This window comes from Pseudomonas sp. GW823-FHT04A03, assembly GCF_058796615.1.
In genome coordinates this window covers 185,420-203,433 of record NZ_JBXAIV010000007.1, presented here as the reverse complement: position 1 = coordinate 203,433, position 18,014 = coordinate 185,420, and the positions used below count along the sequence as shown (strand labels likewise).

The following is an 18,014-nucleotide window of genomic DNA, read 5'->3' as shown; positions in this document are numbered from 1 at the left end:
CCCATGAACGATGCGCCACTCACTTCCCCCTCGCTCGCCGGCACCGTCGAGCCCGCAGAACGATTACCGCTGGGCGCACTGCTCGCTCTGGCCACCGCCGGATTCATCACCGTGCTGACCGAAGCGATGCCCGCCGGCCTGTTGCCGCAGATGAGCGCTGGGCTTGATGTCTCTCCGGCACTGATCGGGCAACTGGTCACGCTGTACGCCGTCGGTTCGATGCTGGCAGCAATTCCACTCACCATCGCCACCCGGGGTTGGCGTCGACGCCCGCTGCTGCTGTCGGCCATTGGTGGATTTGCCATCGCCAACAGCATCACTGCGCTGTCGGAGCTGTACTGGCTGACCCTGATTGCACGCTTGATCGCGGGCGTATTCGCCGGGCTGCTCTGGGCTTTGCTGGCGGGGTACGCGAGCCGGATGGTCGCACCGCACCTACAAGGCCGGGCGATTACGGTGGCCATGCTCGGGGCGCCCCTTGCGCTGTCACTGGGCATCCCCGCCGGCACCTTGCTGGGCACGGCCGTCGGTTGGCGTCTGAGCTTCGCGATCATGACCGGGCTGACCGTGCTGCTGGTGATCTGGGTGCGTTGGCAAGTGCCGGACTTTGCCGGTGAACGCGCCGAAAAACGCCTGCCACTGCGTCAGGTGTTTACCTTGCCGGGCGTGCGATCCGTGTTGTTTGTGACTTTGTCCTACGTCGTCGCGCACAACCTGTTGTACACCTACATCGCGCCATTTCTGGAGCCATCAGGACTTGGCGCAGAAATCGACCGGGTGTTGCTGGTATTCGGCCTGGCGTCGGTGCTGAGCCTGTGGATCGTCGGCAGCCTGATTGATCGCTGGCTGCGTCAATTGGTTCTGGTCAGTGCCGCGCTGTTCCTTCTGTCGGCGATTGCACTGGGTCTGTGGCGCGAATCGCCGGGCGTGGTCTACACCGCCACTGCCGTCTGGGGTCTGGCGTTCGGCGCGATGCCCTCGCTGTTGCAGACGGCTCTGGCGAAAACCGCCAGGGAGGCTGCCGACACCGCGCAATCGATGCTGGTGACCCTGTGGAATGTCGGCATTGCCGGCGGCGGGCTTGCGGGTGGTCTGCTGCTGAACAACTTGGGCGTCGGGACTTACCCGTGGATGGTCGCGGGTCTGTTGCTGCTGACCCTGTATGCGACCATCAATGCCCGGAGCCATGGTTTCCCGAACGTCGGATAGCGCGCATGAAAAAGCCCCGGATTTTCATCCGGGGCTCGGGTCTTGCGGCTCAGCCAGGCATCAGAAACGCTTGATGTCGGCTTCGGCTTCCAGCTGCTTGCGGTATGCCGCGAAGTCCTGCTGGCCCACACGCGATGCGAGGAAGCGACGGTATTGCGCTTTCTCTTCATCGGTCGGAGCCGCCGCTTCGTTCACACCGTTCAGGCGCACGATGGTCAGGCTGCCATCCGCCAGCGTCACGCTGGTGAAGGTCGGCTTGTCCTTGGCGGCCGGTTTCGGCATGCGGAACAACGCTTGCAGCACTGCCGGATCAACGCCTTCCTGAGCGCGGTTCGCCGCTTCAGTGACTTTCCAGCTCTGACCGTCGACAGCCTTGTCCAGCGGCGTCTTGCCATCACGCAGACTGGCGATCATCTGCTCGGCGTGAGTTTTGGCAGCAGCGCTGGCATGCTCTTTGGTCAACTGGGCGCGAATGGCGGTGGCCACGCTTTCCAACGGCAGTTGAGCAGGCTTCAGGTGCTCCTTGGCGCGCAGCACGATCACGGTTTCCGGATCCAGTTCGATAGCGGTGCTGTTGGCACCCTCTTCCAGCACTTCGGTGCTGAACGCGGCAGTCACAACGGCACGGTTGGCTGCAACGCCTTCGCCACCTTCACGGCCGAACGGCTTGGAGGTGTGCACGGTCAGTTTCAGGTCCTGCGCTGGCTGGGCCAGGTCGGATGCTTCGAAAGACGAGTCTTCCAGTTGCTTGGTCGCCTCGACGAAACGCTGCTCGACTTGCTGGGTTTTCAGCTCGCGGGTCAGCTTGTCTTTCAGGCTGGCCAGAGTCGGCACTTCAGGCGCCTCGACACCCAGCAGCTTGATCAGGTGGAAACCGAAGTCGGTGCGAACCGGCTCGGAAACCTGATCCTTGTTCAGCGAGTACAGGGCTTTCTCGAAGGCTGGATCGTAAACGCCAGGACCGGCATAACCCAGGTCACCGCCGTTGTTGGCAGAACCCGGATCCTGCGAGAACTCCTTGGCCAGCGCTTCGAATTTCTCGCCCTTGGCCAGACGCGCCTGGACTTCTTCGATCTTCGCCTTGGCCTGAGCTTCGGTGGTCTTGTCGTTGACTTCGATCAGAATGTGCGCCGCACGACGCTGTTCCGACAGGTTGGCGATCTCTTTCTGATACGCCGCCTGCAGGTCTTCGTCCTTGACGGCGACCTGATCGAAGAACGAAGCCTTCTTCAGCTCCAGGTAATCGATGACCACTTGATCCGGGGTCATGAATTCCTTGGCGTGCTCGTCGTAGTAAGCCTTGACCTCGTCATCGGTCAGCTTGACGGCCGAAGGGTCAGCCTTGATGTTCAGCGTGGCGAAATCGCGGGTCTGTTTTTCCAGACGGGCGAAGGCCAGCACCTGAGCGTCGGTCACGAAACCGCTGCCCGCCACACCGGCGCGCAGTTGGCCGATCAGCATTTCCTGAGCCAGCATCTGGCGGAACTGCATGCGGCTGTAGCCCAGTTGACGGATCACCTGATCGAAACGGTCGGAGCTGAACTTGCCGTCGACCTGGAATTCAGGCGTCTGCAGGATCACTTGGTCCAGGGCCGCTTCGGAGAAAGCGAATTTCGATTGTTCTGCGCCTTGCAGCAGCAGCTTGCGATCGATCAGACCCTTGAGGGCCGATTCGCGCAGCATTTTTTCGTCCAGCAAGGAAGCGTCGAAATCCTTGCCCAGTTGTTGCATCAGCTGACGGCGTTGCATATCCACCGCCTGGCTCAGCTCGTTCTGGCTGATTTCTTCACCGTTGACCTTGGCCGCCTCATTCTTGTGAGTCGTGGCCTGGAAAATGGCGTCGAAACCGGTCAGAGCCATCAGTGCAACGATGACTCCGATAATGGTCTTGGCAATCCAGCCTTGTGAATTGTCCCTGATATTCTGCAGCATGCGTCCCCCAGAAACGGTTGAACTTCAAAATTAGGCAACCGTGGAGCGTGGGTAGAATCCGGATAGAAGAAAGGCGCATCCGAGGATGCGCCTTCTCGTAACTGGCGGAGCGGACAGGGCTCGAACCCTCGATCCCGGTGTGACAGGCAGCTATTCCAACCGCCTGCTCTACCGCTCCGCTGCCAAGTCAGGCATGACCCCGACCCGGATGGGTAAAAACCTGAATCAAACTTAGTTGACGGCTTCTTTCAGGGCTTTACCGGCTTTGAAACCTGGCTTTTTGGCTGCCGCGATTTCCAGAGTCTTGCCGGTCTGTGGGTTACGACCGATGCGAGCTGGACGATCAGTCACGGAGAAAGTACCGAAACCAACCAGAACAACGGAGTCGCCAGCCTTGAGAGCGCCAGTGACGGATTCGATTACAGCGTCCAGCGCACGGCCAGCAGCAGCTTTCGGGATATCAGCGGATGCAGCGATAGCATCAATCAGTTCCGACTTGTTCACTCTAAGTCCCCTTATATCTATTTGAGTATGATTCTAAGTTTTTTGGTGAAAGCAAAAACGAGTGCTGAATGGCCTACAGACACTTAAGAGCCGCTTTATAACAAGGGCTCTAAAAAGCTGTCAAGGAAGCCCCCCAGGCAAAAGCGTATTAATGCGTGCTAATTCTTTCCTTAGAGTCAGACTCACGTTTTTCGTCCTTGGCAACTATCTCCGGAGCCACATCCGGCAAGGGCTCCGGCGCGTATTGCAGCGCAATTTGCAGGACCTCGTCAATCCATTTAACCGGTTTGATCTGCAGATCCTGCTTGATATTGTCAGGAATCTCCTTCAGGTCGCGCACGTTCTCTTCCGGAATAATCACTGTCTTGATTCCGCCACGGTGAGCGGCCAGCAGTTTTTCCTTCAGACCGCCAATGGCGAGGACTTGACCACGCAGGGTGATCTCGCCGGTCATGGCGACATCGGCACGCACGGGAATACCCGTCAACGCCGACACCAGCGCAGTACACATGCCTACACCGGCGCTCGGGCCGTCTTTCGGCGTAGCACCTTCCGGCATGTGGATATGCGTGTCGCGCTTCTCGTGGAAGTCCAGGGGAATGCCCAGGCTCTTGGCACGGCTGCGCACCACGGTCAGGGCCGCAGTGATCGATTCGACCATTACGTCACCCAGCGAACCGGTCTTGATCAGCTGACCTTTGCCCGGCACCACAGCGGCTTCGATGGTCAGCAGTTCGCCGCCCACCTGAGTCCAGGCCAGGCCGGTCACTTGACCAATCTGGTCCTGTTGCTCGGCCAGACCGTAGCGGAACTTGCGAACACCGAGGAAATGTTCCAGCAGATCAGCTGTCACTTTTACCGAGAAGCGTTTTTCCAGCGCGTGCTCTTTGACCGCCTTGCGGCAGACCTTGGCAATCTGCCGCTCGAGGCCACGGACACCGGCTTCGCGGGTGTAGTAACGGATGATGTCGCGGATCGCTTCTTCGTCGAATTCCAGCTCGCCCTTCTTCAGGCCGTTGGCTGCAATCTGCTTCGGCGACAGGTACTTGACCGCGATGTTGATCTTCTCGTCTTCGGTGTAACCCGGCAGACGGATGACTTCCATCCGGTCCAGCAGCGCCGGCGGAATGTTCATCGAGTTCGAGGTGCACAGGAACATCACGTCCGAGAGGTCGTAATCGACTTCCAGATAGTGGTCGTTGAAGTTGTGGTTCTGCTCAGGATCGAGCACTTCCAGCAACGCCGACGCCGGGTCGCCACGCATGTCGCTGCCCATTTTGTCGATTTCATCGAGCAGGAACAGCGGGTTGCGCACACCCACTTTTGTCATCTTTTGAATCAATCTTCCTGGCATCGAACCGATGTAAGTCCGACGGTGACCACGGATTTCCGCTTCATCACGCACGCCACCGAGGGCCATGCGCACGAATTTGCGGTTGGTGGCATGGGCGATCGACTCGGCCAGCGAGGTTTTACCCACGCCCGGAGGACCGACCAGGCACAACACCGGGCCACGGATTTTCTTCACGCGTTTCTGCACGGCGAGGTATTCAAGGATGCGTTCCTTGACCTCTTCGAGGCCATAGTGATCGGCGTCGAGAATGTCTTCGGCACGGGCCAGGTCCAGACGCACTTTGCTCTGAGCCTTCCACGGCACCTGAACCAGCCAGTCGATGTACGAGCGCACCACGGTGGCTTCGGCGGACATCGGCGACATTTGCTTGAGCTTGTTCAGCTCGGCAGTGGCCTTGGCCAGGGCATCTTTCGGCAGACCGGCAGCGTCGATACGCTTCTTCAGGTCTTCGATTTCGTTGTGGCCTTCGTCGCTGTCGCCGAGTTCTTTCTGAATGGCCTTCATCTGCTCGTTCAGGTAGTACTCGCGCTGACTGCGCTCCATTTGCTTTTTGACGCGGCCACGAATGCGTTTTTCGACTTGCAGCAGGTCGATTTCGGCATCCAGCAAGGCCAGAACGTGCTCGACCCGGGCCGACAAATCGATGATTTCGAGGATTTCCTGCTTCTGCTCGATCTTCAGCGCCATGTGCGCGGCCATGGTGTCTACCAGGCGGCCAGGCTCGTCGATGCTGTTGAGCGACGACAGGACTTCAGCCGGGACTTTCTTGCCCAGCTGCACATATTGTTCGAACTGCGACAGCAGGCTGCGCACGAACACTTCGGATTCGCGCTCGGCGGCGTCGACTTCGTCGATCAACGAGACTTCGGCACGGCAGTGGCCATCGACTTCGCTGAAGCGCTCGACAGCGCCACGCTGCTCGCCTTCGACCAGAACCTTGACGGTGCCATCCGGCAACTTCAACAGCTGCAGAACAGTGGCGATGGTACCTACGCGATAGAGAGCTTCTTCACCGGGATCGTCGTCAGCCGGGTTTCTCTGGGCCAGCAGCAGGATCTGCTTGTCGCCCGTCATCGCGGCCTCGAGGGCTTCGATGGATTTCTCGCGCCCCACGAACAGCGGGATAACCATGTGCGGATACACAACGACATCACGCAATGGCAGGAGAGGCAATTCGATGGTGGTCTTCATGATTTCGCCTCTACGGCGGCCATATGGCCGTAATCAGATGGAATTAAGCTTGAAACCAAGATGGGGGCTGACTTGAAAAAAAACAAGCGCAAAGGGGATGTAAAAAACGACATAAAAAAAAAGAGGCCCGAAGGCCCCTTCTTTGTTCCGGCAGACCGGGCGCTTACGCGTCCGGTGCAGCCTTGGCAGCCGGCTCACTGTTCTCGTAGATATACAGTGGCTTGGACTTGCCTTCGATCACGCTTTCATCGATCACGACTTTGCTCACCTCGGACTGCGAGGGGATTTCATACATCGTGTCGAGCAGCACACCTTCGAGAATCGAACGCAGGCCACGGGCACCGGTTTTACGCTCCAGGGCACGCTTGGCGACCGATTTCAGCGCGTCGGAACGGAATTCCAGATCCACGCCTTCCATCTCGAACAGCTTGGCATACTGTTTGGTCAGGGCATTTTTCGGCTCGGTGAGGATCTGCATCAGCGCAGCCTCATCCAGCTCGTCCAGCGTCGCAAGAACCGGCAGACGACCGACGAATTCCGGGATCAGACCGAACTTGACCAGATCGTCAGGCTCGACTTCACGCAGGGATTCACCGACTTTCTTGCCTTCTTCCTTGCTGCGCACTTCTGCGTTGAAACCGATGCCACCCTTGGTGGAACGGTTCTGAATGACCTTCTCCAGACCGGAGAATGCGCCACCGCAGATGAACAGGATGTTACGGGTATCAACCTGAAGGAATTCCTGCTGCGGATGCTTGCGGCCACCTTGCGGCGGAACGGAAGCGACCGTGCCTTCGATCAGTTTGAGCAAGGCCTGCTGTACGCCTTCACCGGAAACGTCCCGGGTGATCGACGGGTTGTCGGACTTGCGCGAAATCTTGTCGATTTCGTCGATGTAGACAATACCCATCTGGGCTTTCTCTACGTCGTAATCGCACTTCTGCAGCAGCTTCTGAATGATGTTCTCGACGTCTTCACCCACGTAACCCGCCTCGGTGAGGGTGGTTGCGTCGGCGATGGTGAACGGAACGTTCAGCAAGCGGGCCAGGGTTTCGGCCAGCAGGGTTTTACCGGAGCCTGTCGGGCCGATCAGCAGGATGTTGCTCTTGCCGAGTTCGACGTCGTCAGCCTTTTTGTCACGCTGGTTCAGACGCTTGTAGTGGTTGTACACCGCTACTGCCAGAACCTTCTTGGCACGTTCCTGACCAATTACATACTGATCAAGGATGCCGCTGATTTCTTTAGGCGAAGGCAATTTATGCGCGCTGCTTTCGGCCTGTGCTTCCTGCACCTCCTCGCGGATGATGTCATTGCACAGGTCGACGCACTCGTCGCAGATAAAGACCGAGGGGCCGGCAATCAATTTGCGCACTTCATGCTGGCTTTTGCCACAGAAGGAGCAATAGAGCAGCTTGCCGTTGTCCTCGCCGTTGCGGGTGTCAGTCATTCGTTCGATCCAAATCCGATAGGCTTGCAACACAAGATGAAGGCTATTGCGGGCTTTTTCAAGCCCGCCGCTGATCAGACGCGCCGACCAAGCCTATTTTGAGCTGCTTATATTTAAGCTGGGCGCTGGTTGATCACTTCGTCGATCAGACCGTATTCCTTCGCAGCTTCTGCACTCATGAAGTTGTCGCGGTTGGTGTCGCGCTCGATTTCTTCAAGCGTACGGCCGCTGTGCTTGGCCATCAGCGTGTTCAGACGCTCGCGGATGAAGAGGATTTCCTTGGCATGGATTTCGATGTCCGATGCCTGGCCCTGGAAACCGCCCAGTGGCTGGTGAATCATCACGCGCGAGTTCGGCAGGCAGAAACGCTTGCCGGGTGCACCGGCCGTCAGCAGGAATGCGCCCATGCTGCACGCCTGACCGATACAGGTAGTCGATACGTTTGGCTTGATGAACTGCATGGTGTCGTAGATCGACATGCCCGCTGTCACCGAACCGCCCGGGGAGTTGATGTAAAGATGGATGTCCTTGTCCGGGTTTTCCGCTTCAAGGAACAGCAATTGCGCGCAAATCAGGTTGGCCATGTAGTCCTCTACAGGACCCACCAGAAAGATTACTCGTTCCTTGAGAAGACGCGAGTAGATGTCATAGGCGCGCTCGCCACGAGCAGATTGCTCGACAACCATCGGGACCAGGCCGCCGGCGGCCTGGATATCAGAGTTCTGCTGAATATAGGAATTACGGAACATGCTCTGCAGTCACTCCCAAATAGTCATGTCTTGAATACGCATAAGCCAGCTCGAAGGCTGGCTTATGGTGTGTGTTTCTAACGCAAAAACAATCAGTCGGCTTTTGGAGCTTCTACCGGCTTGACCGCTTCTTCGTAAGAGACCGATTTGTCGGTCACGCTAGCTTTCTGCAGAACAGTATCCACAACTTGTTCTTCCAGCACAACCGAACGAACTTCGTTCAGTTGCTGCTCGTTCTTGTAGTACCAGGACACGACCTGCTCAGGCTCTTGGTAAGCCGAAGCCATTTCCTGGATCATTTCGCGAACGCGGGCTTCGTCTGGCTTCAGGTCGAACTGCTTGACCACTTCAGCCACGATCAGACCCAGTACAACGCGACGCTTGGCTTGCTCTTCGAACAGCTCGGCCGGCAGTTGGTCTGGCTTGATGTTGCCACCGAACTGCTGAACAGCCTGCACGCGCAGACGGTCAACTTCGTTGGACAGCAGAGCCTTAGGCACTTCGATCGGGTTGCTGGCCAGCAGACCGTCCATTACCTGATTCTTGACCTTGGATTTGATCGCCTGACGAAGTTCACGCTCCATGTTCTTGCGAACTTCGGTGCGGAAACCGTCGATGCCGCTTTCCTTGATGCCGAATTGAGCGAAGAACTCTTCGTTCAGCTCAGGCAGTTTTGGCTCGGAAACGGTGTTTACAGTCACGGTGAACTCGGCGGTTTTGCCAGCCAGGTCCAGGTTCTGATAGTCCTCTGGGAAGGTCAGGTTCAGAACGCGCTCTTCGCCGGCTTTAGCGCCGACCAAGCCTTCTTCGAAGCCAGGGATCATGCGGCCGGAACCCAGTACCAGCTGAGTGCCCTTGGCGGAACCGCCAGCGAATACTTCGCCGTCAACCTTGCCAACGAAATCGATGTTCAGCTGGTCTTCGTTCTGGGCAGCGCGATCGGCCACTTCGAAACGGGTGTTCTGCTTGCGCAGGATGTCCAGCATCTTGTCCAGATCGGCGTCAGCCACGTCAGCGCTCAGACGCTCGACGGTGATGCCTTCGAAGCCGGCAACGGTGAACTCAGGGAACACTTCGAATACGGCTACGTATTCCAGGTCCTTGCCAGCTTCGAGCGATTTTGGCTCGATGGATGGCGAACCGGCCGGGTTCAGCTTCTGCTCAACCACAGCTTCGTAGAAAGATTTTTGAATCACGTCGCCGATCGCTTCCTGACGTGCGTCAGCACCGAAACGACGTTTGATTTCGCTCATTGGCACTTTGCCTGGACGGAAGCCAGCGATTTTGGCTTTCTGGGCAGTCTGCTGCAGACGCTTGTTGACCTGGCTCTCAATCTGCTCAGCCGGCACGGTGATGCTCATGCGGCGCTCAAGAGCAGTAGTATTTTCAACAGAAACTTGCATGGATATTCCTCGTTGCACAGACGTTAGCCGGCCGTTTCCGACCCAAGAATCAAGGGCAAGCATTCTAGTAGGTCAAACTCAAGAAGTCACCCTACTGAAAACGGGTAAAAAAACAGCAGGCCATTTGAAGGCGGGGACAAACGGTTGCGCCTCGCCCTGTTAGCAAATACAGCCAATTCAAGCCAGGGCTCTGCGCCAACCTCTTCTATATATAGAGGCGGTTGAATCATCTCCCTGACAGCCGACCTCGCAAGCAAGACCGGCGGGCAGCGCAGCATCATCGAGCAACATTAATACGACGAAGCGCCCTGCCCTGCGGCCCGAAACCTGCAGCCGCCAAAATCCGAACCGTAAAACAAAAAAGGCGCCAGACTGTTAAATCTGGCGCCTTTCGGAATATGGGGTGGACGATGGGGATCGAACCCACGACAACGGGAGTCACAATCCCGTGCTCTACCAACTGAGCTACGCCCACCATATTGCGTGTCAAAGAAGCCAAACAACTTCTTTGTAGAACTTCATCCGGCCAACGGCATGAATGAAGCTTTGATTGGTGCGGATGAAGAGACTCGAACTCTTACGCCTCGCGGCGCTGGAACCTAAATCCAGTGTGTCTACCAATTCCACCACATCCGCGGATGAAGCTTTTTAAAGCAAAGGCGCCAGACTGTTACATCTGGCGCCTTTCGAAATATGGGGTGGACGATGGGGATCGAACCCACGACAACGGGAGTCACAATCCCGTGCTCTACCAACTGAGCTACGCCCACCATATCGCGCTACTTGTGCCAATGCTGCCTAATGGCGCACCCGGCAGGACTCGAACCTGCGACCATCCGCTTAGAAGGCGGATGCTCTATCCAGCTGAGCTACGGGCGCCTTGTTAGCTGTACCCTTGGAGGACTACAAACTAAGTGCTTTTCAGCCGTTCGAAACCGTAATTTCGTTCGACCTTCTTAACCAGTGCTAGGCTGTGCCCGACAAGTGCGACGAATAGTATAGAGCGACCCGAAGGTCGTCAAATCCTTTTTGAAAAAAATTCATTTAATTAAAGGGCTTAGGGGAATTTGCTGACCAAGCGCCTTTGCCCTCACCGTTTGACATGCGAGAATGCGTTCTCTTTTTTTCCCCTCTCGATGGTTAATCACGCGCAATGACTGCACAACTAATCGACGGCAAATCAATCGCCGCCAGCCTGCGCCAGCAGATCGCCCAACGGGTAGCCGAACGTCGCGAGCACGGCTTGCGCACTCCCGGCCTCGCGGTGATCCTGGTCGGCAGCGATCCTGCCTCTCAGGTTTATGTCTCGCACAAGCGTAAAGACTGTGAAGAGGTCGGCTTCCTCTCTCAAGCCTACGACCTGCCTTGCGAAACCACTCAGGAAGCACTGACCGATCTGATCGATCGACTGAACGACGACCCGGCAATCGACGGCATTCTGCTTCAACTTCCTCTGCCGGAGCACCTGGACGCTTCCAAGCTGCTGGAACGCATCCGCCCGGACAAGGACGTCGACGGTTTCCATCCTTATAACGTCGGCCGTCTGGCACAGCGTATTCCGCTGCTGCGTCCGTGCACCCCGAAGGGCATCATGACGCTGCTCGAAAGCACCGGTGCCGATTTGTACGGGATGGACGCAGTCGTTGTCGGCGCTTCCAACATCGTCGGTCGCCCGATGGCGATGGAACTGTTGCTGGCCGGTTGCACCGTGACCGTCACCCACCGCTTCACCAAGGATCTGGCCGGCCACGTCGGCCGCGCCGATCTGGTGGTCGTGGCCGCCGGCAAGCCGGGTCTGGTCAAGGGCGAGTGGATCAAGCAAGGCGCGATCGTGATCGACGTCGGCATCAACCGCCAGGAAGACGGCAAACTGGTCGGTGACGTGGTGTACGAAACCGCCCTGCCCCGCGCCGGCTGGATTACCCCGGTACCGGGCGGCGTGGGTCCGATGACCCGCGCTTGCCTGCTGGAAAACACCCTCTACGCAGCAGAAACCCTGCACGCCTGAGTTCCGTTTTCCACACTCCGAGAACCCCGCCTTGCGCGGGGTTTTTCATGCCCTCGAAAAAACCTTTACCGTTCGCCGGAAACCCCTATTTTTACAGGGCTTTTCACGACTTTTTCATGCCCTTCAAACAACCATCGACAGTTCTTCAGCCATACTCCTAAAATGCGTCGTTTTTACGACACAGGCCGTTACAAATTACGGCATTTCCAACCTTCATGAGTTCGCCCGCGTGAATATTCGTCTGTCCATCCTGAGCCTGGTTTTTGCATTTTCAGGCACGCTCCTCACGCCAACGGTCAACGCCGCCGAAACCACCGCTGCCCCTCGAGACGCTTCGCAATTGAAGATCGCCTCCGGCAGCGCCCTGCTGATGGATCTGCAGACCAACAAAGTCATTTATTCCAGCAACCCGGACGTGGTGGTGCCTATCGCTTCCGTGAGCAAATTGATGACCGGTTTGGTAGTGGTCGAAGCGCACCAGAATATGGACGAATGGATTGACGTCGACATCAGCCGCACACCCGAAATGAAAGGCGTGTTTTCCCGCGTCAAACTGCGAAGTGAACTGCCCCGCCGAGAGATGCTGCTGATTGCCCTGATGTCCTCGGAAAACCGCGCCGCCGCCAGCCTGGCTCACCACTACCCGGGCGGTTACGCGGCATTCATCGCCGCGATGAACGCCAAGGCCAAGGCGCTGGGCATGACCAGTACGCATTTTGTGGAACCTACCGGCCTGTCGGAACGCAACGTTTCCACCGCTCGCGATCTGAGCAAGTTGCTGGTGGCTGCGCACAAACAGCCGCTGCTCATCGAGCTGACCACCACCAAGGAAAAGACTGTCTCGTTCCGTAAACCCAATTACACCTTGGGCTTCCGTAACACCGACCACCTGGTCAACAAGGCCGACTGGGATATCCGCATCACTAAAACCGGTTTCACCAACCCGGCCGGCCACTGCCTGGTGCTGGTGACCCGCATGGCCAACCGCCCGGTCGCCCTGGTGATTCTCGACGCGTTCGGCAAATACACTCACTTTGCCGATGCCAGCCGCATCCGCAGCTGGGTGGAAACCGGCAAAAGCGCCAACGTCCCCGCCGTGGCTCAGCAATACAAGGCCGACAAGAATCTCAAGAGTCGCCAGAGCGGCGTGATCGAAGCCTCCAAGTAATCCGTCACCCATGAAAAAGCCCCGAATCGTCGGGGCTTTTTCATTTATGCACTCAGTCGTTGGGCAACGGCATCTTGTCGTCATCGGGAATGCCGTCACCGGTGCTCGGGTCGCGCGAATGCTCCGGCGTCACCACCGCCGGACGCGCCAGCGGATCGCGCATGGGGCTGTCCGGATCCAGCACCGGATCAACTTCCGGCTCAGGGGTGGTCGGCACACTGTCAGGCTTGTGGTCGTCGAAACTCGAATCGGTACTCATACGCACCTCGCTTCAAGGCTTGAGATCAGCCAAGGGATCGTAAGGCTTGGCCGGACGCTTGGGATCATCGCCCGGCCGCACATCCTTCGGCGCCTTCGCCGGGCCGACGGGATCGACTTGCGGGTCCTCAAGATCCGGCGAGTCCGGATCGAAACCCAAGTCGTCACCACTGCCGTGCTCGGACGAATGCGGCCCGCTGGGTGAAGGTGGAATTGCCATGTTCGCCTCCTGAACCGGCCGGAATACGCCGGACGCTACAGTTCAGAAACGCGTGATCCACAAGGGTGCCCGACAAGCGACGAACGGAACCTCAGTGCGCCGCCAGCGCCTTCCTTGCCTGCGCCGCTTCCCGCTCCTGTCCGGCCTGAGCCAGTGCGTCGGCAGCCTTGAGCCAGCGCTGTTGATCGACCGCTGCCGGAATCTGCGTCGGTTTCTGGATCAACACGGCCCAGCCGCCGGATTTTTCTAGGGCTGACTCAAACGAGCTGAAGCTCATCAACTCGCGGCGATTCATCCCGGCGCGCAGCAACACCTTCTGCTTCAAACGATCGTAGCCGGACAGGATCGCATAACGTGGCTCCGCCCAAAACGCCGAACCTTCGCTGAAACGCACCATCACCGGATACCCGGCCGCCACTTGAGTCAGCAGCGCTGGCAGGTTGCTGTCCAGCGGATACACGACCATGCCGTATTCACGAGCCAGGCTCTGCAGATTCTGTTGTAACTTGTCTTCGGCGCCCGGCAAGTGCAGCGGTTTTTCCAGCAGACCCGGCGTGATCACGATGCCCTGCTGCGAAAGCAGGCTGGCCAGCACCTGCGGCCCGCTTTGATAGGCCTCACCGCGATAGAACGTGCCGCTGAGCTCGACCCGCTCCGGCAGGCGCTTGACCTCCGGCGCCACACTGCCCGCACACCCCACCAATGCTGTTACGCAACCGGCCACCAGCAGCGCCGCGCGAATCCGGGAAAATAGCTGCACCATCGTCACTCTCTTGATCAGTTACCGGTCATCGTGTTCCGGCTTGGTCGAGAATCATAGGACGGCGCCACGCTGCGGTATAGCCCAAAGCGGCAGATGCATCGGTTGCATAGAGCGAACTGATTGGTCACCACCGACCTTTGGTCAATAGCCTGAAACACGCCAGCGACTAGACTGTCACTCAGACAAGAGCCAAAGAGCGAGCGCCCGACGCAGGGCAAAGAGGAGGCACAGATGAGCCTGACCATGACCATCGTAATGCTGATTGCCGGCTGGCTGGCCGTTGCCGCCGCCATGCTGTGGGGCGTGTTGCGGATTTCCCGCCGCCATCACCACCCGGTACAACCTGCACCGACCAGGAAGATCGAGAAACACGACGCCCGTCACGCCACCGCGCACTGACTTTCTGTAACCGACGCAAATAAAAAGGCCGCCTGGACTCTCGCGAGTTCAGGCGGCCTTTGGTTTTCCGGCGATTACGCTTCGGCAGTCAGTTTCTTCTGCTTGGCGCGGCGCGACATCATGTTCAGCACTTCAATCGAAGCCGAGAACGCCATGGCGGCATACACATAACCTTTCGGTACATGGGCGCCGAAGCCTTCGGCGATCAGCGTCATGCCGATCATGATCAGGAAGCCCAGAGCCAGCATCACCACCGTCGGGTTGTCGTTGATGAACTTGGCCAGCGGATCAGCCGCAAACAGCATCACCAGCACCGAGACCACAACCGCAATCACCATGATCGGCAAGTGTTCGGTCATGCCGACAGCGGTAATGATGCTGTCGATCGAGAACACCATGTCCAGCATCAGGATCTGCCCGATAGCAGCAGCGAAGCCCAGGGTCACGGTCGACGTGGCGGTCTTCGGATCTTCCGGCGCCGGGTCCATGCTGTGATGGATCTCGGTCGTCGCTTTCCACACCAGGAACAGACCACCGGCGATCAGGATCATGTCCTTCCAGGAGAACGCCTGACCGAGGATCTCGATGACCGGCGCGGTCAGCTGAACGATGAACGCGATGGTGCTCAACAGGGCCAGGCGCATGATCAGCGCCATGCCGATGCCTAGACGACGGGCTTTCTGCCGGTACTGCTCGGGCAACTTGTTGGTCAGGATCGAGATAAAGATCAGGTTATCGATGCCGAGCACGATCTCCATCACCACCAGTGTGGCCAAGGCAACCCAGGCGGTCGGGCTGGCGGCGAGTTCTAACAGATATTCCATGGGTCAGTCCTGACTCTGTGTAAGACGGTTTAGATTTCCTGGGAGGACGATTCGGATTTTTCTTCGTCGTCTTTCGGTTCTTTCTTGCTGATCAGATTGCCGGTGGCATCGCTGAGCGCCTCTTCGGCGGCTTTATGCGTGTCGTCGATGGCTTGTTTGGCCGCTTCGGCTGCCTGCCCCATCAGTTGCTGAGCGCTCTTTTCGGCCTGGTCGCAACCGGCCAGTACCAGTAAAGACGCGAACAACAACGCTGTAGTTTTTAGTTTCATGATGCTTCCCTCGATAGAACAGACAGCGCCGTACAGACCGGCCGTCGATGGCTGGGCATTCTAGGGAGACAGACACTTCAGGAAAATTCGTATTTTTAGCGGCTATACTTCGGTTTATACGAACTGTATTTGACGGACCGAACACCATGCTCAATTACCGACAACTGCACTACTTCTGGGTGGTAGCCAAGACCGGCAGCATTGTGCGTGCCTGCGAGCAACTGAACCTGACGCCGCAGACCATCAGCGGGCAGATTTCCCTGCTCGAACAGACCTACGGCATCGAGCTGTTTCAACGAGTCGGCCGGCAATTAGAGCTCACCGAAGCCGGACGTCAGGCCCTGCCCTACGCCGAGCAGATGTTCCAGCTCGGCGGCGAACTGGAGCTGATGCTGCGCGCCCAGCCCAACGAACAGCAGATCCTGTTCCGGGTCGGCGTGGCGGACGTGGTGCCCAAATCCATCGTCTATCGCCTGATCGCGCCGACCATGGAATTGAGCGAACCTCTGCGCATTACTTGTCGCGAAGACAAACTCGAACGCCTGCTGGCGGACCTGGCAATTCAGCGCCTGGACCTGGTGATCTCCGACAGCCCGATGCCCTCGCACCTGGACATCAAGGGCTACAGCCAGAAGCTCGGGGAATGCGGGATCAGTTTCTTCGCCACCGCCGAACTGGCAGCGCAATACGGTCAGGATTTCCCGCGCAGCCTGCACGGTGCGCCGCTGTTGATCCCCGGCGCGGAAACCGTGGTGCGCAGCCGCTTGCAGCGCTGGTTCGCCGAGCAGCAGATTCAGCCGAGGATTGTCGGGGAGTTCGATGACAGCGCCCTGATGCAGGCGTTCGGCCAGTCCGGCAGCGGGATTTTCATCGGCCCGAGCGTGATTGCCGATGAGGTGAAGCGCCAGTACGGCGTCGAGTTGATCGGCCAGACCGATGCGGTGAGCGAGTCGTTCTACGCGATTTCGGTGGAGCGCAAGGTCAAGCACCCCGGCATCAAAGCGATTACCGAAGGTGCCCGACGCGAGCTGTTTACAGCCTTTTAAGCCGGCGCGCAGACGTCGCGCGGCTTGAGCACCATCAGCACCATGGCGAGGAAAATCGACAGCAGAATGAACCCGGCGGCAGCGAAGCCCACAAAGCCCAGGCCGGCGCTGTCGATCACTCGACCGCCAATGATCGCGCCCAGACCAATCCCGAGGTTGGCCCCAGCAATGTTCAGCGACGCGGCAAAGGCCGGCGCCTCAGGTGCGGCTTTCATCAAGCGCACGTGGCTGACCAGAAACAGCGCCGCCTGGGTCACGCCCCAGATGCCCATCGCCGCCGCCAAACCCAGCGACGAATTGATGTTCGGCACCAGCGCCACCATCCCCGGGATCATGAACGCGCAAAACATCACCGAGGCCATCAGCGGATGGCGATCCACCGCACGACCACCCAGCGAGTTGCCGATCAGACCGACCGCGCCAAAGCCCATCAGGCACCAGCCGACCACGGTGCCATTGAAACCGGCCAGACGTTCAAGGATGTCCGCCAGATAGGTGTAGGCGGTGAACATGCCGCTGAACACAAGGATCGACAGCAGCACATGGCCGAGCATCAGCGGGCTGCGCAGGATCTTGAACTGCGAAGCAAAACTGACCTGATGCTGGTGCAGGCTGGTTTTCGGCAGGTAGACAAACAGCAGCAGCGCCTTGGCGAACGCGATCACCGCCAGAATGGCGAACGCACTGCGCCAGCCGAACGCATCGGAAATCAGCGTGCCGACCGGAATGCCGAACACGGTGGCGCAGACGATGCCGAAGCCGATCTTGGCAATCGCGCGACCGGCGAAGTCCGGGCCGACGATATCCACGGCGGTTTCACTGGCCAGCGCCCAGAACACCGGTAGCCCCAGTGCCGGGATCAACCGGGCAATCGCCATGACCCAGATGTTCGGCGCCAATGCCGCCACGGTATTGGCCAGACCGAACATGATCAGGATGGTGATGAACAGTTTGCGGCGCTCGAAGCGGGCGAAATATGCGGTCAGGAAAGGGCCGAACATCGCCACGGTGAACGCGAACAGAGTCACCAGCAGCCCGGCCTGCGGGATGGTGACGGCCAGGTCGCGGGCAATCGCCGGCAGCAGACCGACGATGACGAACTCTGTGGTCAGCACCGTGAACCCGGCGGCAGACAACAGAAGGATGGGCAACAGCATGAGGAACTCCAGCAAAACGACGACACCAGCGCTGACCCGAGGGCCCGCCGGCAGAACTTGAAAATAAGGATGCGCAATCTTAACAGAGTGTTTCCCGAGTGACTTGCACAAAC

The 18,014-nt window shown here is 58.4% G+C and carries 17 protein-coding genes and 4 tRNA genes; 5 read left to right on the top strand and 16 right to left on the bottom strand.

The window, feature by feature from the left end:
* Window positions 1–3: 3 nt before the first annotated feature.
* Entirely contained in the window at window positions 4–1,209 is a 1,206-nt protein-coding gene (locus AC1Q9F_RS19055) for an MFS transporter (RefSeq protein WP_492620635.1), read from the top strand.
* A 60-nt stretch (window positions 1,210–1,269) separates the two neighbouring features.
* Here the strand turns inward: AC1Q9F_RS19055 and AC1Q9F_RS19050 are convergent, their stop codons facing one another.
* The 10 genes from AC1Q9F_RS19050 to AC1Q9F_RS19005 all read right to left on the bottom strand — a co-directional run bounded on the left by AC1Q9F_RS19050 (window position 1,270) and on the right by AC1Q9F_RS19005 (window position 10,668).
* The gene (locus AC1Q9F_RS19050; protein ID WP_492620634.1) at window positions 1,270–3,141 is read right to left on the bottom strand and encodes a SurA N-terminal domain-containing protein; all 1,872 of its coding nucleotides are present in this window, start codon (window positions 3,139–3,141) and stop codon (window positions 1,270–1,272) included.
* Window positions 3,142–3,372: 231 nt separating this feature from the next.
* Window positions 3,373–3,645: an HU family DNA-binding protein gene (locus AC1Q9F_RS19045; protein WP_002552737.1), complete on the bottom strand. Its 273-nt coding sequence runs from the start codon at window positions 3,643–3,645 to the stop codon at window positions 3,373–3,375.
* A gap of 148 nt (window positions 3,646–3,793) precedes the next feature.
* A complete protein-coding gene (lon, locus tag AC1Q9F_RS19040) occupies window positions 3,794–6,190 on the bottom strand; it encodes an endopeptidase La (protein WP_007951557.1) in 2,397 nt (798 codons plus the stop codon).
* Window positions 6,191–6,353: 163 nt separating this feature from the next.
* Window positions 6,354–7,637 (bottom strand): ATP-dependent Clp protease ATP-binding subunit ClpX, encoded by a 1,284-nt coding sequence (gene clpX / locus AC1Q9F_RS19035; RefSeq protein ID WP_007951558.1) that lies wholly within the window; start codon window positions 7,635–7,637, stop codon window positions 6,354–6,356.
* Between the two features lie 113 nt (window positions 7,638–7,750).
* Window positions 7,751–8,386: an ATP-dependent Clp endopeptidase proteolytic subunit ClpP gene (gene clpP, locus AC1Q9F_RS19030; RefSeq protein WP_007951559.1), complete on the bottom strand. Its 636-nt coding sequence runs from the start codon at window positions 8,384–8,386 to the stop codon at window positions 7,751–7,753.
* A gap of 92 nt (window positions 8,387–8,478) precedes the next feature.
* A complete protein-coding gene (tig, locus tag AC1Q9F_RS19025; RefSeq protein WP_492620633.1) occupies window positions 8,479–9,789 on the bottom strand; it encodes a trigger factor in 1,311 nt (436 codons plus the stop codon).
* 399 nt (window positions 9,790–10,188) lie between these two features.
* Window positions 10,189–10,264: transfer RNA gene (locus AC1Q9F_RS19020), tRNA-His, on the bottom strand.
* A 76-nt stretch (window positions 10,265–10,340) separates the two neighbouring features.
* A tRNA-Leu gene (locus AC1Q9F_RS19015) sits at window positions 10,341–10,425 on the bottom strand.
* 58 nt (window positions 10,426–10,483) lie between these two features.
* Window positions 10,484–10,559 (bottom strand) — tRNA-His (locus AC1Q9F_RS19010).
* A 32-nt stretch (window positions 10,560–10,591) separates the two neighbouring features.
* A tRNA-Arg gene (locus tag AC1Q9F_RS19005) sits at window positions 10,592–10,668 on the bottom strand.
* Between the two features lie 274 nt (window positions 10,669–10,942).
* Here AC1Q9F_RS19005 and folD point away from each other — a divergent pair.
* A complete protein-coding gene (gene folD / locus AC1Q9F_RS19000; protein ID WP_492620632.1) occupies window positions 10,943–11,797 on the top strand; it encodes a bifunctional methylenetetrahydrofolate dehydrogenase/methenyltetrahydrofolate cyclohydrolase FolD in 855 nt (284 codons plus the stop codon).
* A 229-nt stretch (window positions 11,798–12,026) separates the two neighbouring features.
* Window positions 12,027–12,965 carry a D-alanyl-D-alanine endopeptidase gene (pbpG, locus tag AC1Q9F_RS18995; protein ID WP_007951562.1) on the top strand — a complete coding sequence of 313 codons (939 nt, stop codon included), beginning with the start codon at window positions 12,027–12,029 and terminating at the stop codon, window positions 12,963–12,965.
* Window positions 12,966–13,017: 52 nt separating this feature from the next.
* On the opposite strand, the gene AC1Q9F_RS18990 is transcribed toward pbpG, so the two are convergent.
* From AC1Q9F_RS18990 to AC1Q9F_RS18980, 3 genes are all read right to left on the bottom strand, one after another.
* Window positions 13,018–13,224: a hypothetical protein gene (locus AC1Q9F_RS18990; RefSeq protein ID WP_492620631.1), complete on the bottom strand. Its 207-nt coding sequence runs from the start codon at window positions 13,222–13,224 to the stop codon at window positions 13,018–13,020.
* Window positions 13,225–13,236: 12 nt separating this feature from the next.
* Complete coding sequence (locus AC1Q9F_RS18985) at window positions 13,237–13,443, bottom strand: DUF6021 family protein (RefSeq protein WP_207983335.1); 207 nt, start codon at window positions 13,441–13,443, stop codon at window positions 13,237–13,239.
* A gap of 91 nt (window positions 13,444–13,534) precedes the next feature.
* Complete coding sequence (locus tag AC1Q9F_RS18980) at window positions 13,535–14,206, bottom strand: peptidase C39 family protein (protein WP_039767624.1); 672 nt, start codon at window positions 14,204–14,206, stop codon at window positions 13,535–13,537.
* A 231-nt stretch (window positions 14,207–14,437) separates the two neighbouring features.
* On the opposite strand from AC1Q9F_RS18980, the gene AC1Q9F_RS18975 reads away from it, so the two are divergent.
* Window positions 14,438–14,605, top strand: a complete 168-nt coding sequence (locus tag AC1Q9F_RS18975) for a hypothetical protein (RefSeq protein WP_007951566.1) — start codon at window positions 14,438–14,440, stop codon at window positions 14,603–14,605.
* A gap of 74 nt (window positions 14,606–14,679) precedes the next feature.
* On the opposite strand, the gene AC1Q9F_RS18970 is transcribed toward AC1Q9F_RS18975, so the two are convergent.
* The gene (locus tag AC1Q9F_RS18970; protein ID WP_207983337.1) at window positions 14,680–15,429 is read right to left on the bottom strand and encodes a TerC family protein; all 750 of its coding nucleotides are present in this window, start codon (window positions 15,427–15,429) and stop codon (window positions 14,680–14,682) included.
* A 29-nt stretch (window positions 15,430–15,458) separates the two neighbouring features.
* Window positions 15,459–15,698 (bottom strand): hypothetical protein, encoded by a 240-nt coding sequence (locus AC1Q9F_RS18965; protein WP_085698988.1) that lies wholly within the window; start codon window positions 15,696–15,698, stop codon window positions 15,459–15,461.
* 146 nt (window positions 15,699–15,844) lie between these two features.
* On the opposite strand from AC1Q9F_RS18965, the gene nhaR reads away from it, so the two are divergent.
* On the top strand, window positions 15,845–16,744 hold the full coding sequence (gene nhaR, locus AC1Q9F_RS18960; RefSeq protein WP_007951569.1) for a transcriptional activator NhaR: 900 nt from the start codon (window positions 15,845–15,847) through the stop codon (window positions 16,742–16,744).
* On the opposite strand, the gene AC1Q9F_RS18955 is transcribed toward nhaR, so the two are convergent.
* Window positions 16,741–17,901: an MFS transporter gene (locus AC1Q9F_RS18955; RefSeq protein ID WP_007951570.1), complete on the bottom strand. Its 1,161-nt coding sequence runs from the start codon at window positions 17,899–17,901 to the stop codon at window positions 16,741–16,743. The genes nhaR and AC1Q9F_RS18955 overlap by 4 nt on opposite strands.
* Window positions 17,902–18,014: the final 113 nt, after the last annotated feature.